This window comes from Botrimarina sp. (assembly GCF_040219535.1).
GTDB lineage: Bacteria > Planctomycetota > Planctomycetia > Pirellulales > Lacipirellulaceae > Botrimarina.
Window position 1 is genome coordinate 43814 of sequence record NZ_JAVJSH010000029.1, and the last position, 14766, is coordinate 58579.

General features: G+C 68.1%; 10 protein-coding genes, 2 tRNA genes and 1 other RNA gene. 5 read left to right on the top strand and 8 right to left on the bottom strand.

The window, feature by feature from the left end:
* Positions 1-154 precede the first annotated feature (154 nt).
* The 5 genes from ffs (at position 155) to RIC11_RS16415 (ending at position 4398) form a co-directional block, all read left to right on the top strand.
* An RNA gene (ffs, locus tag RIC11_RS16395) (signal recognition particle sRNA small type) lies at positions 155-251 on the top strand.
* A 98-nt stretch (positions 252-349) separates the two neighbouring features.
* The gene (dnaX, locus tag RIC11_RS16400) at positions 350-1984 is read left to right on the top strand and encodes a DNA polymerase III subunit gamma/tau (protein WP_350213230.1); all 1635 of its coding nucleotides are present in this window, start codon (positions 350-352) and stop codon (positions 1982-1984) included.
* A gap of 81 nt (positions 1985-2065) precedes the next feature.
* Positions 2066-2431 carry a YbaB/EbfC family nucleoid-associated protein gene (locus RIC11_RS16405; RefSeq protein WP_350213232.1) on the top strand — a complete coding sequence of 122 codons (366 nt, stop codon included), beginning with the start codon at positions 2066-2068 and terminating at the stop codon, positions 2429-2431.
* 214 nt (positions 2432-2645) lie between these two features.
* A complete protein-coding gene (rpoN, locus tag RIC11_RS16410) occupies positions 2646-4157 on the top strand; it encodes an RNA polymerase factor sigma-54 (RefSeq protein ID WP_350213234.1) in 1512 nt (503 codons plus the stop codon).
* A 167-nt stretch (positions 4158-4324) separates the two neighbouring features.
* Positions 4325-4398: transfer RNA gene (locus RIC11_RS16415), tRNA-Pro, on the top strand.
* A gap of 224 nt (positions 4399-4622) precedes the next feature.
* On the opposite strand, the gene RIC11_RS16420 is transcribed toward RIC11_RS16415, so the two are convergent.
* From RIC11_RS16420 to RIC11_RS16455, 8 genes are all read right to left on the bottom strand, one after another.
* Positions 4623-4696 (bottom strand) — tRNA-Arg (locus RIC11_RS16420).
* Positions 4697-4802: 106 nt separating this feature from the next.
* Complete coding sequence (locus RIC11_RS16425; protein ID WP_350213236.1) at positions 4803-6293, bottom strand: transglutaminase-like domain-containing protein; 1491 nt, start codon at positions 6291-6293, stop codon at positions 4803-4805.
* Between the two features lie 249 nt (positions 6294-6542).
* On the bottom strand, positions 6543-7337 hold the full coding sequence (locus RIC11_RS16430) for a hypothetical protein (RefSeq protein ID WP_350213238.1): 795 nt from the start codon (positions 7335-7337) through the stop codon (positions 6543-6545).
* Between the two features lie 74 nt (positions 7338-7411).
* A complete protein-coding gene (locus RIC11_RS16435) occupies positions 7412-8503 on the bottom strand; it encodes a PEP-CTERM sorting domain-containing protein (RefSeq protein ID WP_350213240.1) in 1092 nt (363 codons plus the stop codon).
* A 391-nt stretch (positions 8504-8894) separates the two neighbouring features.
* Positions 8895-10256, bottom strand: coding sequence for a hypothetical protein (locus RIC11_RS16440; RefSeq protein ID WP_350213242.1), 1362 nt, complete (start codon positions 10254-10256; stop codon positions 8895-8897).
* Between the two features lie 83 nt (positions 10257-10339).
* On the bottom strand, positions 10340-11938 hold the full coding sequence (locus RIC11_RS16445) for a glycerol-3-phosphate dehydrogenase/oxidase (RefSeq protein WP_350213244.1): 1599 nt from the start codon (positions 11936-11938) through the stop codon (positions 10340-10342).
* Positions 11938-13440 carry a glycerol kinase GlpK gene (glpK, locus tag RIC11_RS16450; protein WP_350213246.1) on the bottom strand — a complete coding sequence of 501 codons (1503 nt, stop codon included), beginning with the start codon at positions 13438-13440 and terminating at the stop codon, positions 11938-11940. Before glpK ends, RIC11_RS16445 begins: the two co-directional genes overlap by 1 nt.
* A 128-nt stretch (positions 13441-13568) precedes the next feature.
* Entirely contained in the window at positions 13569-14678 is a 1110-nt protein-coding gene (locus RIC11_RS16455) for a polysaccharide biosynthesis/export family protein (RefSeq protein WP_350213248.1), read from the bottom strand.
* Positions 14679-14766 lie beyond the last annotated feature (88 nt).

A 14766-nucleotide genomic window follows, 5' to 3' on the forward strand; every position in this document is an offset into this window, starting at 1 on the left:
GCGGACAGGGAAGACGGCCAACGGCGGGACGATGTAAACCACGCTTGGACTCAATGAGTTTCCGTCGTCCCCCTTCGAACCCCCGAATGCCCGCCGTCGCCCGTTTGACGCTGACCCCCGCCTCGGCCCATACTTTCTCGTGCGCCGATCGCGAGCGAGGGGTCCCTGCGACGGGGGCCTTGCGAACCTGGTCAGGGTGGAAACGCAGCAGCCATAAGCTTGCGTCTCTGGGTGTGGGGGCCCCTCGCTCGCCGTCGGCCATTATTCTTGGGCCGCCGCCGCGAGCGATGAACGAAGCGCCGCCGCCGCCCCTTGGCTTGCGCCGACGGCTCATTACGATCGGCTTGGTATGTCGGATTCCCCCCAACCCTCCGACGTGACCAAGCCCGACGGGGGCGACTACGTCGTCGTGGCGCGGCGCTACCGGCCGCAGACCTTCGGCGAGCTGATCGGGCAGCAGCACGTCGCGGCGGCCCTCAAGCAGGCCATCGCGGCCGGCCGAGTTGGCCACGCTTACCTGTTCACCGGCGCCCGAGGCGTCGGCAAGACGTCGGCCGCCAGGATCCTCGCCAAGGCCCTGAACTGCGAGCAAGGCCCCACTCCCACGCCCTGCAACGCCTGCGACGCGTGCCAGCGGATCGCCACCGGCGACGACGTCGATGTCTTGGAGATCGACGGCGCGAGCAATCGTGGCATCGACGAGATCCGCCAGCTCCGCCAAAACGCCGGCGTGAGGCCCAGCCGCGCGCGGTTGAAGGTCTACATCATCGACGAAGTCCACATGCTCACAAAGGAGGCCTTCAACGCCCTCCTGAAGACGCTCGAAGAGCCGCCCGAGCACGTGAAGTTCATCTTCGCGACGACCGAGCCGCAGAAGATCCCGATCACGATCCTCTCGCGCTGCCAGCGGTTCGACTTCGCGGGCGTCGACTCGCAGAACATCGCCACGCGGCTCCGGCAGATCGCCGAGGCCGAAGGCGTCGGCATCGACGACGAAGCGCTCCAGATCCTTTCGATCCGGGCGGCCGGCTCGATGCGCGACAGCCAGTCGTTGCTCGAGCAACTCCTGGCCGTGTCCGACGGGCAGATCACGGCCGAAGCGGTCAACGCGTTGCTGGGCGTTGCTCCCGCGGCGCGGGTCGCGGAGCTCGCCGAGCGGCTGGCGGACCACGACGCCGCCTCGGGCCTGGGCGCGCTCGACGCGGCGGTCCGCGGTGGGGCCGACCCGGGCCAGGTGCTGGACCAGCTCATGGGCTACTACCGCGACGCCCTCGCGGCCACGGTCGGCTGCCCCCCCGAACAGATGCGCCACGCGCTGCCGACTCAGTACGAAACGGCCAAGGCGCTGGGCGAGCGCCTCGGCGTTGCGACGCTGCTGGCTGCGATGCAGGTGCTCGACCAGACCGCCGCGCGGATGCGCGTGAGTGTTCACGAGCGGACGCTTGCCGACATGGCGATCGTGCGTCTAGCGTCGTTGGAGGACCTCGATGAGCTTGCTCAAGCTGTAGCCGACCTGAGGTCCGGCGCCGCGGCGGCCCCGCCCGCCTCGAACCGTCCTCCCGCGCCAAAAAAAAACACTGAACCGAGTCAGCTAGAGCCGCTTGCCAAGCCAGCGACCGCCGATGGCCGGCCGGCGCAACCGGCGGCGAGCGTCGCCGCCGCAACGGGCGCAGCGATTGCTTCTAGGCAGAGCGTGGCCGGGCCGGCGCCGCACATCGAGCTGGCTTCCCCCCCGGCGCCCCCGCCGGAGGCGGAGCCCAACAGCCTAGTGGCCCAATTCGCGGCGAGTCTCGAGCGGTCGGCCACACAGCCCAGCGTCGGCGATCAACTCGCCGCGCCCCGCCGCCCCAGTCGCAGACAGCAGCAGGCCGAGATCGCTCAGCAGCCGTTCGTCGCTAAAGCGATGGAGCTGTTCGCCGTTGAGCCCGATAAGCTCCGCTACACTCCGCCGAAAGACCCTCCGGGCGCGGCGTCCGCGCGTTGAAGATTCGCTCCCGCCGACGCGAGCGGCGTATGCTTTACGTCGCCCTCATTCCGCTTCCCCCCGACTCGACTCCCGCTCCGCATGTTCAAAGGCCTCGGAAATCTCGCCAACCTCGGACAGATCGCCCAGCAAGCTCAGCAGATGAGCGCGAGGGTCCAGGAGGTACAAGAGCGGCTGAAGCACGAGAAAGTGACCGGCGCGGCGGGCGGCGGCATGGTCGAGGTCGACATGAGCGGTGCTCAGCAGGTCCTCGCCGTGCGGATTGACCCGGGCCTCGTGGAGCGGGGCGAGCGAGAGATGCTCGAAGACTTTGTTGCCGGCGCCGTCAACGACGCCGCGCAAAAGGCCAAGGAGCTCCACGCGGAAGCGATGCAGGAGCTTACCGGCGGCATGAATTTGCCGGGGATGGACCAGATGCTTTCGAAGTTCACGGGCGAACAGCAGTGACCCACGCGGGCGGGGGGGCGCCTTCCCGCTGGATTCTGCGAGCTAAGCTTTTCCTGCCCGAAATGGTTGGCCAAGCCGCCCGGTAGTCGGGTATGGTACAGCAGTTGCTGGGCCGCGGCGGCGGGACGCCAGCCCCTGTCCGCCCGCCGTGGTCTTGTGCACGGACCCTCTCAGGCGGCTTACCGGCTCGAAGCCAGGATTGACGACTATGCGGATGTCCTTTGGACAATCGATGCAGATGGCGCAGAAGCAAGTGCTTGCGCCCCGCATGATCCAATCGATGGAGATCCTCCAGCTCCCGATCCTCGCCCTGCAGGAGCGGATCGAGCAGGAGCTGCAAGACAATCCGTGTCTGGAGCAGGTCGAGCCGGAGGCCGACGAGTCCCAGTCGCCGGACACGGCGGAGTCGGCCGACGACAGCGAGCAGGAACTGGTCGTCGACGAATCGTCCAACAACGAGGACGACTTCGAGCGGCTGGTCAACATGGCGGAGAACCTGCCGGACGACTACGAGGAGCGGAGCCGCCCGTCGCAGGGCCAGATCGAGGCCGACGCCGATCGCGCCTTCGACCAGATGGCCAACATGACGGCCCGGCCCGAGACGCTCTGCGACTACTTGCAGCACCAGCTGAGCTGGTTCGGACTCGAGCCCGACCTGCGCAGGATGGCCGAGCGGATTATCTACAGCCTCGACACGAACGGTTATCTCAAGTCGCCGCTCGAGGAGCTGCTTCCTCCTGTGCCGCCGGAGCTCAACGGCTCGGCCGAGGCCTTCCGTGAGCAGCAGCTCGAACTGGCCCAGCGCGCGCTGACGGTCGTTCAGCACCTCGACCCGCCGGGCGTCGGGGCGCGGTCGCTGAGGGAGTGTTTGCTGCTTCAACTCCAGGCGGGGCACCCGTTCGAGCCCGAGATGCGGGTCCTGATCGAGAACCACCTCGAAGACCTCCAGAACAACCGCCTGCCGCAGATCTCGAAGAAGACCGGCATGTCCCTGGAAGACATCAACGAGATCTGGGACGAGATCCGCCAGCTGAAGCCGAAGCCAGGCGCCGAGTTCGCCGAGTCGGCCGCGCCGAGCGTAAGGCCCGACGTGTTCCTGGAGAAGGACGATTCGGACAAGTACGTAGTCCGGCTGGAGGACGGCGAGCTCCCCTCGCTGTACGTGTCGCCCTACTACCGGAAGCTGCTCAAGCAAGCCGCCGACGCCGACGAGGACACCCGCGAGTACATCAAGCGGAAGATCAACTCCGCGCAGTGGCTGATCGAGGCAATCGAGCAACGCCGCAACACGCTGAGCCGCGTCGCGCAAGCGATCGTCGATCACCAGACGCGTTTCCTCGACGAGGGCCCCGAGGCGATCGAGCCCCTCAAGATGCAGCAGATCGCCGATCGGGTCGGCGTGCACGTGACGACCGTCAGCCGGGCGGTCGACGACAAGTGGATCCAGACCGCCCGCGGGATTTTCCCGCTGAAGCGGTTCTTCGTCGGCGGCACGACCAACGCCGAGGGCGACGACGTCGCCTGGGACGTTGTGCGGATCAAGCTGCAAGAGATCGTCGACAAGGAGGACAAGTCGAAGCCCCTCTCCGACGACGCGCTCGTGAAGGAACTGGCCAAGCACGGCGTGAAGGTCGCCCGCCGGACCGTCACGAAGTACCGCAAAGCGATGGACATCCCCAGCAGCCGCCAGCGGAGGGACTGGGCCGCCGGCGCGACAGCGAGCTAGCGGCGGGCGCCCTCGCACTCGGCGTGACGACCCCGAGCGGCGCCCGCTTCCCGCCGATCCCCTTTTCGATTAACGTATCCACCTGCTGCGAGGGGACCCCCTCCGCCCGCTCCCCACGGGCATCTTCAGAGGGTCAGCCCCACCAGGACCGCAGCGATCCATTCCGTCGGGCCGTGGCGCAGCCTGGTAGCGCGTTTGACTGGGGGTCAAAAGGTCGCAGGTTCGAATCCTGTCGGCCCGACTTTCGAGACTCGAGCCTCTTCAAGAGCGGGCGGCCGTCCCGGCAAACCTCCACCGCCCGCCGCGTCGGACCCGTGTTCGGCTTCCTCCGTCACAGAGCGAGGGCCGGCAAGACATAGGCCGGCGACGCGGCACGCGAATCCTTGCCTGTATCGAAGGAAGTCGACAAAGCCCGTCGCTTCAGCCGATTAACGCGGCTCCTCGCACGCCATACGAAACGGCCAGCGCGCCCGGGAGGACTCGAACCTCCGACCTGCGGATTAGAAGTCCGCTGCTCTATCCAGCTGAGCTACGAGCGCGACGCATCGAGCCGCCACAGTCTACGCCAGCCGGGGCGACCCGTCAGCGGAGCCTTGACGAGGGGCGCTACCGCTAAGGGCGCCGCGTGCCGCCGGGCGTCGCTCTTCAGGGGAGCAAACCGGGGGGCGCTCCTACTCTTGGGCGGACGCGGATCGCTCTTCGGGGAGCCTCGACCCGCAGGTCGTATGTCCAATCGTCGAAGTAGAGATTGGCCCCGCCGATCTCGACCTCGCCGCGCTGGAAGTCGTTGGGCTCGCTGCGGAAGCTCGTCTTCTCCGGCACCAGCGGGCGGGCGTAGTCGAGGTTGACGATCAGCCGGTAGGGGTCCATCCGCCCGCAGAAGAAGTCGCGCACGCGGGGGTCTTTGCTCTCGAGGACGCCGTACGATGCGTCCGCCGGCAACCAGCCCCAAGGCTCCACGTAGAACTCGGACCAGTCGTGCATGCCCTCCTCGCCCGGCTTCGTCCCGAACCCCGACTGCCACCGTGCCGGCACGCCGGCTGCCCGGCAGAGGGTGATGAATGTCATGCCTTGCACGCCGCAGTCACCGCAGCGGGTCGCGATGCCCTTGGCGGAAAGGCTGGGGATGATCGAGTACTCCATCTCCCCGACCCAAGGCAGGTTGGCCGACACCCAGTGGAAGATGAGTCGCGCCTTCTCAAGCGGGTTCGTTTCGTCGCCAACGATTTCCTTAACCAGCCGACGCACCTCCGGCGTGAAGACGATGTGTGGCTCTCGCTCGGCCGTGAAGCGGCGATACTCGTCGCTGCCGGTGTCGTAGGGGCCGACGCGACCGGCGTTCAGGTTCGGGCAGTAGGCCTTGGTCACGAACTCGAACTCGAGCCGAAACGAGGGCGCCTCGCCGTTGTCGAGCACCAACTCGTAATACACCGTGCGGTGCGGCGACCCATTGGGAGCGATGACCGTGGGCTCCGGGCGGCTGCCAAGCAAGCGGACTTCCCCCTGCTGCCGGTACGCTTGAGGGAACGGCAACCACGCCCTGACCACCGCGCCCGGTCTTAGTGATTGGCAGCTTGGCTTCACGCTCAACGTGTAAGTGACACGGTGCCGCACCGGCATGACGAGCGGCTGGCCCTCGTCGCCCGCCGCCTGCAACACACGCTCCGCCAAGCCGACCAAGTCGAACTTCTTTTCTGGCGGCTTACCCGCGGCGGCTCGATGGGCGTCGCGGCGGCGCTTTGCTTCCGTGTTCAGCCGGAAGAGATTCGACGCGGCTCGCCGGAAGTAGCGTGGCTGTCCGTCGATCGTGCGGTGCTGCAGGTCGCCCGAGGCGGTCCACGCCCGGATATCGTCGGCCATCGCGTCCGGCAACGAATCGCGGATGTCTTCGAGCACCTGCGTCGCTGTGAGCGGAAAGTCGCGGCGTGTGCGGCGGAGTACTTCCAGGCGGCGGGCCGGCCCGCCGACAACCGGCGCGTCGGGGTCCGTGATCCGAGAGCGCAGCAGGGCCTCCGCCTGCGCGTACTGGCCATTCTTGATGAGCGAGTCGACGACGGAGTCGTCGTCGCCCGCCGCCGGCGTTCCGAGCAAGACCACGAGGCTCAGCCCCACTAGGTACCGAACGATTGCTGTCATAGCAGAAGCCCTTGCCGCCGGCGCGGCGCCATAGAGGAGACGCCATCGTAGCCCGATTCTTTCGTGACCGAAAACAGGCGAAGCTATTCGCCGCATTGCTTCGTGATCTCCTGTCGGTTTTCACCCGGCCGGAGTGGCGGGCGTTGGACTGCCCCAATCGCGCGGCGTGAAACAAAAAGAGGCGGAGAGCTGATCTCTCCGCCTCTGTTCGATGACGCTACCTAGTGAAGCCTGATTTCGTGGCGCCCGCTACCTCCGGCGCGCGGCGGTCGCCGTCAGGCCAATCAGGCTCAGCATCGCGGCAGCCGGTTCGGGGATGGCGATCAGATCGACCTCCCACACCAGCGGCGACTGGTTCGCGGCCGGCGCGAGGTCGTCGACGCCCGTGAACGGGTTCACGCCGTCGAAGGGGTCACGCGCGGCGTTGACCGTGTTGTTGCTCGAAGCGTAGAAGTCGATCTGGACCGCGTCGACGCCCAATCCCAACGGCCCCGACGTGTCGAAGATCCGTTGAAGCGTGCTCACGGTCCCCGCAGCGGGGCTGGTGTCGGTAGGATCCGACTGGAAGTAGCCGCCGCTGGGGCCCACCGGCACGAACGAGGCGCCGCCGTCGGTTGAGAGCGAGACAACAAAAGTCGAGAACTGCCGCGCGTCGCCGGATGAGTTGCCGGTGAACACGCGGATCTCGTCCAGGCGGCTGTCGTCGAGGGAGTAGACGGCGGTTTGGATGATGCGGCCATCGACGACCGGCTCGTTGTCCGCCAGCAAACCGGTGAGCCCGCTCCCCAGCAAGCCGAGGCCGTCCGTGTAGGCGGGGAACTGATCCCCGGCGGGGGTCATCGGCGGGTCGGTCCGGAAGCCGTTCATCGTGCCGATGCCGCTCGCGGACGAGGGCAGCTCGCCGGCGATGAGATCGCTGTCGCTCGGGGTAAAGGGCAGGTCGAGTAGGTCGGACGACGCGCCGTGGTAAGTTTCCGAGGTCACGGCCGCGTTGGCCACGCCGGCAGCGCAAGCCAGGGTGATCGCAAGAGAACGCCAGATCATTAGTACGCTCCAATCAAGAGGTGAAGAGGCAAGGGAGTGTTGAGCAAGTGAGCAGTGGCAACGCCCGGCGCGGGCTACTGCCGCCGCCGGGCCGCGGCGCCGACTGCCGCGGCAGCCAGCAGCGAGGCGAGCGTCGTCGGTTCCGGCGTGGCGGCCGCGGGAGCCGCTCCAAGGCCGTAGTTGAGGCGCCAAGCCTCGTAATCCGGCCCGTTGATGGTTCCGTCGCCGTTTCCGTCGGCGCCCTCGCCGGGGATGACCGAGTCCCCGTTCGTGTCACGCCAAACGGTGTAGTCGGCCGCGTTCACCAAGCCATCGGCGTTGTAATCGCCTTGGATGCCGGCCGCGGGCGAAAGCACATCGATCTCCCAGATCAACGGAGACTGGAACGCCGGGCTCAGCCCGTCGTCGACCCCGGTGTACGGGTTCACGCCGTCGAAGGGGTCGTGCAGCCGGCCCGTCGTGTCGCTGACGGCGAAGAACGTGAACTCGATATTGGTCACCCCGCTGAGCAGCGTCGCCTGGGAATCATCGACGATCGTCATCAGGGACGCGCGTTGCGGCGGCGAAAGGGGGCTTTGCTCGTTCACGGTTCCCGACGGGTCGGACTGAAAGTAGCCGAGGTCCGTGAAGTTCAAGCCGTCGTCCGTTGAAGCACGAATCAGCACGGTCGAAAAGATCCGCCCGTCGGCGTCCAATCGGTTGCCCGAAAGAATGTTGATCCGCCCGATGTCCCGCGGCGAATCGAGGATGTACTCGACAACCTTGACCGGCGCCCCCGGCTCGGGCTGGGGCGGGTCGCCCCCGCCGATGAAATTCTCATTGAGCAAGCCGTTCAAGCCCGATTGAAACGCGCCGACACCGTCCGTGAAGGTTGTCAATCCTTCGGGCCGGCTTGGGTCGCTCGAGGCCGGATTGGCGGGGTGCCAGCCCAGGTCGCCGACGCCTTCGAAGACGCCCGGATCAAGAAAAGTCTCCGGCTCTTCGTCGATCCCGGCGATGATGTCGGAGTCGGAGAGCAACGTGTCGAACGCCTCGAAGGATGCGTTGTGAATCGCCGCTGAACGCACCGCGGCCGACGCGACCCCCGGCCAAGCCAACTGCGAGGCGAGGCCCACGGCCGCGCCGAGGGCGAATGGAACAACAGATCGCACTTTGTCGAGCATCATAGGTGGAGTCGCTGGGTCGAAGGCGTGACTCGCTGATTCGGTCGGCGGCGGCTGTTTGGAGCGGCGTGCACGTGGCCGAACCACCAAATCGCCGCACAATCGGGCGAGGAGTCGTTGGGCTGTTCCCTAATCCGGCGACGCGCGAGAGCGCCACGCCGGCCGGCGTCGCGGTCGATCCGACTCGGTCTGAAGAGCAAGCGTCGCCCGCGTAATATGCGGCTGCGCGACGGCTTTCGCCAGTCTATTCGCCCCAAATCGCGCCATTTCTACGCTTTGCGCAGGCCGCTCACGAGGATGCGACGGCCCGACAACGCTACCCGTGTCGGAGCCGGCGCGTGCTGCGTCGATGAGCCCGTTGGCAGGCCTCGAACGGCGGTCGGAACGACGCGCGCTAGCGCCGCCGTCTCCCCAGCGTCGCACACGCCGCCACGCCGCACAGGCCGGCCACGGCGATGCTGGAGGGCTCCGGCGCACGAGCTGCTGCTGCGGTCTTCCCAGAGACCCCCAGCGCCGAGTCGCCTACCGAGTCGCGCCAGCGGGTGTAGTCGGCCGCGTCGACGGCGCCGTCCCCGTTGGCGTCGGCCTGTTGCTCCTGGCCGCCGTATTGCTGGCGCCAGAGCGAGTAGTCGGCTTGGTCGGCGTCGCCATCGCGATCGAAGTCGCCCAGCGGTCGGACGCCGACGATCCCCGCCGGGAGGTCTGCCGTCGAAACGAGCGCCGTCCAAAGGTCGCCGTCGGAGCCCTCCGGTGCGCCCGCGTTGCGCCACCACTCGAGCGATTGCCCCTCCCACCCGCCGTAGTCTTTGTCGTAAACGAACCAGGCGGCGCCGCGGATGTTGTGCGAGCCGAGCCGCTGGTTCCACTCGTGGATCCCGCCCAGCGCGAGGCGGATGAACTCGGCCGTCACCGCTTCGTTCCTGTCCAGCCGCCCCGACGTGCTGGTGTCGCGCGCCCATTCGGTTACGTAGACCGGCGCAGCTTGGTGCTGGTGGCTGTCGATCAACGCGAGCTGGCTCGCGTACGACGCGCGGAAGCCTTCCGCCGCGGCCGCGGCGCCCAGGTAGGGCGATCCGTACGCGTGGATCGCGAAGCCGTCGATCTCGCCGCCGGGGATCGTTTGGACCGCGGAAATCGCCTCGTCGAGCCAGTCCTCGCCCGACTTCCAACGCACGCCGTTGATCACACCGCCAGGGCTCACCGGAGCGAACAGCACTTCATCGTCGGGTCGAACCGCCTTGATCGCGTTGCGGACGCGGACATAGGTGGCCGCGTACGCCTCGGGCGTGACCTGCCCGTTTGGCCAGCCGTTGCCCTCGCCGACGATGTTCGGTTCGTTGCCGATCACCCATCGAGAGCTGTAATCGCCCAACACCCCGACGACGTTCTCCACCACGAAAGCGGGCCAAGCGTCCGCGTCCGGGTTGTCCGGCGCGGGGATCGTTTGCCCCCAGTCGTAGTCGACGCGTGTGATGATCGACGCATTGCGAGCCGACGAGACTTCCGAGTAGAGCGGCCGGAACCAATCCGCCTGCCACCACGGCGCGGAGTGGGTGACGACGCTCTCGACGGACCACCCGCCGTTGGGGCCTTCGCCGACGTTGGGGCGAGAATAGTCCCACCAGTGCACACCATAGAGGCTCTCCCCGCTCCGCGCCGGCGCCGCGATTAGGGCGCCCACCGCCCCCGCGACTGCAAAGCAGAGCCGCACGGCGGCGAGACGCCAGCCAGACCGCGTGTCAGAGAAGGAGGACATAGTGTCAGTGTCGACTACCGCGACGCCTCGATCAACTAACGCCGTCGCCGGCGGGCCTTGGCAAGGAGTTCGGGCCCCTGCGTTCACGCGCTGGAGCGTTCACAGCCCGTCACCTTGTACCCCTCGGCAAGCCTTGAAAAGCTCGCGGACTGATCGCGGGCCCAGGTGTCGTCCCGACCAAGTTCCGCCGCCAGCAGCTCGGCAACCCTCGGCGCAGCTCGGCAAGCGGCGTCCGCGTCGAGGAGCAACGCCCGCAGACGGCGGGAGAGCACATCCTCGACGGTGCGCGCCATCTCGCCGCGGATCGCCCACACGGCCTCCCCGACCGTGTAGGGCAGGCCCACGTCGATCGGCTCGGCGTACTCTGGTGTGCCGGCGATCAGGCCTCGGACGGCGGTGGCGTCACAGCCGTAGTGGGAGAGCGGTCCCTCGGGGTCGCCGTCGCTGCGGATCGACAATTTCTCGGTGCGGCACGCAGAACGGGGTAATCCGGCCACGTCCGCGCACCGGTCGACACAGTCTTCCGCCATCTTCCGGTAGGTCGTCCACTTGCCTCCCAACACGGTGACCAGCCCCTCTGGGCCGACGCGGACCGAATGGTCCCGGCCGAGCTTCGACGTCGACGAAGAACCGTCCTTGCGAACCAGGGGCCGCAGGCCCGCGAAGACCGAGCGCACATCGCTGTCGTTGACGGACTCGCACAGCACGCCGCTGATGGTCTCGAGCAAGAAATCGATCTCGTGGCGCCGCGGGACCGGCTCCAGCGGCGTGGCGTCGAGAGCCGTGTCGGTCGTGCCCACCAGAGTCTTACCGTGCCAAGGGATCGCGAACACGACCCGCCCGTCGCGCGTGCGGGGCACGATGATCGCATCGTCGCCGGGAAGAAACTCCCGATCGAGGACGATGTGCACACCCTGGCTAGGTTGGATCCAGTCTTCGCCGCCGCTCTCGGCCAACCGCCGGACGCCATCGCTGTAGGGCCCCGCGGCATTGACGACCACGCTCGCACGGACCGGGTAATCGACGCCCTTTTCGAGGTCCACGACCTCGGCGCCGACGACCCGGTCGCCTTCCTTCATGAGCCGGTCGACCCGCGCGTGGTTCAGACAAACGGCGCCGTGGTCGGCCGCCGTCTGCACGAGGTTGATCAGCAGCCGCGCATCGTCGAACCCGCCGTCGTAGTAGCGCACGCCGCCCCGCAGCGACGGTTGGCGGATGGTAGGCAGCGCCTCGATCGTCGCGCGGCGCGAGAGCCGCGTCGAACGCCCCAGTCCCAGCCGGCCGGCCAGCAGGTCGTAAACGGCCAAGCCCGCTCGGTAGTAGAACGGCTCCCACCAGCGGTACAGGGGCAGCACGATCGGCAGGCGGTACACCAGGTGCGGTGCGTTGCGGAGCAGCAGGCCACGCTCTCGCAACGCGTCGCGCACGAGGCCGACGTCGCCCTGCTCCAAGTACCGGACGCCGCCGTGGACGAGCTTCGTGCTCCGGCTTGAGGTCCCCTTGCCGAAATCGGCCTGCTCGCAAAGCGCGACGCGATAGCCGCGCGACGCCGCGTCGACCGCCACGCCGGCGCCCGTCGCGCCGCCGCCGACCACCAGCAGGTCGAACCGCTCCCCCGACGCGAGCCGCGCCGCATGAACTTCCCGCCGAAAGGGGACCGGGTCGCGGCGCGTCGTTGCCATCAGTCGCCGTCTCCTCCGGCGGCCCACCCAAGCGACCGCTCGACCGCGCGGCTCCAAGCGGCACGCGTCGCGTGGGCCTCGTCGGCGGAGATCGCCGGTTCGAACCGGCGATCGGCGCGCCACCGGCTGGTGACCGCCGAGCGGTCGGGCCACACGCCGACAGCCAAGCCCGCCAAGTACGCCGCGCCCAGCGCGGTGGTCTCGGTGACAGCGGGCCGGACGACCGGCGTTTGGAGTAGGTCGGCCTGCCGCTGCATCAAGAGATCGTCGACGCACGCGCCGCCGTCGACACGCAGCTCGTCGATCGGGGTGGCCGAGTCGGCGCGGAGCGCTTCGATCAAGTCCGCGCTCTGCAGCGCGATGCTGTCCAGGGCCGCCCGCGCCAGGTGGGCGGCCGTGGTCCCGCCGGTGATCCCCACGATCGTGCCCCGCGCGTACGCGTCCCAATGGGGCGCGCCGAGGCCGGCGAACGCGGGCACGAGGTAGACGCCCCCCGAATCGCTCACGCTCCCCGCCAGGGCTTCAACCTCCGACGACTCCTTGATCACACCGAGCCCGTCGCGGAGCCACCCCACCACCGCCCCGCCGGTGAAGATGCTCCCTTCCAGCGCGTACTCTGTCTTATCGGCGATGCGGCACGCGATGGTCGTCAGCAAGCGGTTGCGAGACGGGCAAGCCTCCTCCCCCGTGTTCATCAACGCGAAGCAACCGGTGCCGTAGGTGTTCTTTACGAGCCCCGGCGCGAAGCAAGCCTGGCCGAACAAGGCCGCTTGCTGGTCGCCCGCCATCCCCGCGATGGGGAGGCCGCGGAGTGGCGAGTCGATAGCGACTTCGCCGCACACGCCGCTCGACGGGACGATCTCGGGCAGCACCTCACGCGGCACGCCGAAGCACTCGAGCAGCTCCTCGTCCCACTGCCCAGAATGGATGTCCATCAGGAGCGTGCGCGACGCGTTCGTGGCGTCGGTCACGTGGCGCCGGCCGCCGGTGAGTCGGTAGACCAGCCAGGCGTCGATCGTGCCGGCGGCGAGCCGCCCCGCCGCGGCCGACTCGCGCGCGTCGGCCGTGTTGTCGAGGAGCCACGCGAGCTTCGTCCCGGCGAAGTACGGATCGAAGATCAGGCCGGTCTTTTCGGTCAGCCAGCCCTCGCGGCCCTCCGCCCGGAGGCGGTCGCACTCGCGGGCCGTCCGCCGGTCTTGCCAAACAATCGCCCGGCCCACCGGCTCGCCAGACGCCCGATCCCAGAGGACAACGGTCTCGCGCTGGTTGGCGATCCCGATTGCGGTGATATCGCGCCCCGCGTCGGCGGCGCTGGCCAGCGCCTCTTCGGCGACGGCGAGCTGGGTCCGCCAGATCTCGTCGGCGTCGTGCTCGACCCAGCCGGAACGTGGGTAGTGTTGCTTAAACTCCCGTTGGGCAACGTCAGCGACCTCGCCTTGCTCGTCGAACACGATCGCGCGCGAGGAGGTCGTGCCTTGGTCGAGCGCCAATAGATGAGGCATCGCCTTTGCCTGTTGATCCAGCAAAACAACGGCAGCAGAAGTGCCTCCCTATTCGAGCAACCGGCCCAGATGGGAGCAACCGGCCGACCCCGAGGCGGCCCTTGCGGCGCCGCCCGGCTGGCGGCAAGTCACTCGACGACCGGCGAGAAATCCAGTTCGCCGTCGAAGGCGGGCGCGGCCTGCCGTGTTTCGCGCGGCGGCGTCGCCGGGACCGGCTCGGCCGGCGCGTCGGCCGAACCGAAGGCAGGACCGCGCGGCTTCGGCAAGCCGGCCCCGCCCGCCCGGCTTGAGAGGATGAGCTCGTCGGCCAGATCGGTTCGCCCGGAGCTGCCCGGCTCGATCATCTCGCTCTCGACGACCGGCATCGGCCGCGCAGTGCTGATCGGTGGGTTCCGGCACGCGACGTTGCAGCCCGCGCACCGCGAGCACGGATGGCTGGCGCGCCAGAACAGGATCTCGTCGAGGCAGCTCCTCGCGCCGACGAAGATCCGGTCGCCGGGTTGCAGCTGGTAATTGGTCGTCGTGTTGCCCATCTGGACGATCGCGCGGTAGCAGACCGGCAGCGTCACGCGGCAATCGCACGGGTCGGTGGGGCGGGCCAGAAGGATCTCGCACGGGTCGGCGTTGTCAGCAAGGCCCCCGGCGCTGACGATCGCGTCGAGCACCGTCTCCGAACCGGTGAGGGGGTAGGAGCCTGGCGCGTTGACCTCGCCGAGCACATAGAATTTGTGCACCGGCTCGAGAAGCCTGACGTTGATTGCGATGCCGTCACAGCCCTGGGGCAATTGGCCGAGTTCGGCGGCGGCGGGTGGCTGGTCGTCGTTGAACCGCTGGCACGCGTCGCGTTGCCGCAGCAGTTGCAGGGCGATCTGCTGCTCGATCAGCGACTCGGCCTGCTCGAGCGTCCGACCGGCCACCACGATGCGCCCGTATGCTCCCAGGTCGAGGGTGCCATCGGCTAGCACCGCTTGGTCGGTTGGCAGCCGGAGGTCGCGCTCAACGTTCAGCGGCTCGAGCAGCACCACGTCGCCCGGTTGCAACGCGTGGGCGGGGAGAACGGTCTTCGCGTTCTCGCGCGGAATCCCCCGGGGGATACGCGACGCCTCGAGCACCTGCTTCGACTCGGTCGTCAGCCGTTCGCCGGATGGGTAGAGCGACAGACCGAGCGAGCTGCACCCGGTGCAAGCAAGCGTAACGAGGGTGACGCAGCTCAACCCCCGATCGATCCGTCCGATCATCTTGCTCACCTTTTAGGAGGAATCCCTTCCTTTGAGCCGATCGGCCAGCAGCGTCGGTAGCGAGCAACCCAAAACGCGGGGCTGTCGC

Excerpts from the sequence above, each read along its gene's own strand:
- RIC11_RS16405 (WP_350213232.1), top strand. The coding sequence starts at position 2,066 with ATGTTCAAAGGCCTCGGAAATCTCGCCAACCTCGGACAGATCGCCCAG.
- RIC11_RS16440 (WP_350213242.1), bottom strand. The coding sequence starts at position 10,256 with ATGTCCTCCTTCTCTGACACGCGGTCTGGCTGGCGTCTCGCCGCCGTG.
- glpK (WP_350213246.1), bottom strand. The coding sequence starts at position 13,440 with ATGCCTCATCTATTGGCGCTCGACCAAGGCACGACCTCCTCGCGCGCG.
- RIC11_RS16430 (WP_350213238.1), bottom strand. The coding sequence starts at position 7,337 with ATGATCTGGCGTTCTCTTGCGATCACCCTGGCTTGCGCTGCCGGCGTG.
- RIC11_RS16445 (WP_350213244.1), bottom strand. The coding sequence starts at position 11,938 with ATGGCAACGACGCGCCGCGACCCGGTCCCCTTTCGGCGGGAAGTTCAT.
- RIC11_RS16435 (WP_350213240.1), bottom strand. The coding sequence starts at position 8,503 with ATGATGCTCGACAAAGTGCGATCTGTTGTTCCATTCGCCCTCGGCGCG.
- rpoN (WP_350213234.1), top strand. The coding sequence starts at position 2,646 with ATGTCCTTTGGACAATCGATGCAGATGGCGCAGAAGCAAGTGCTTGCG.
- dnaX (WP_350213230.1), top strand. The coding sequence starts at position 350 with ATGTCGGATTCCCCCCAACCCTCCGACGTGACCAAGCCCGACGGGGGC.
- RIC11_RS16425 (WP_350213236.1), bottom strand. The coding sequence starts at position 6,293 with ATGACAGCAATCGTTCGGTACCTAGTGGGGCTGAGCCTCGTGGTCTTG.
- RIC11_RS16455 (WP_350213248.1), bottom strand. The coding sequence starts at position 14,678 with ATGATCGGACGGATCGATCGGGGGTTGAGCTGCGTCACCCTCGTTACG.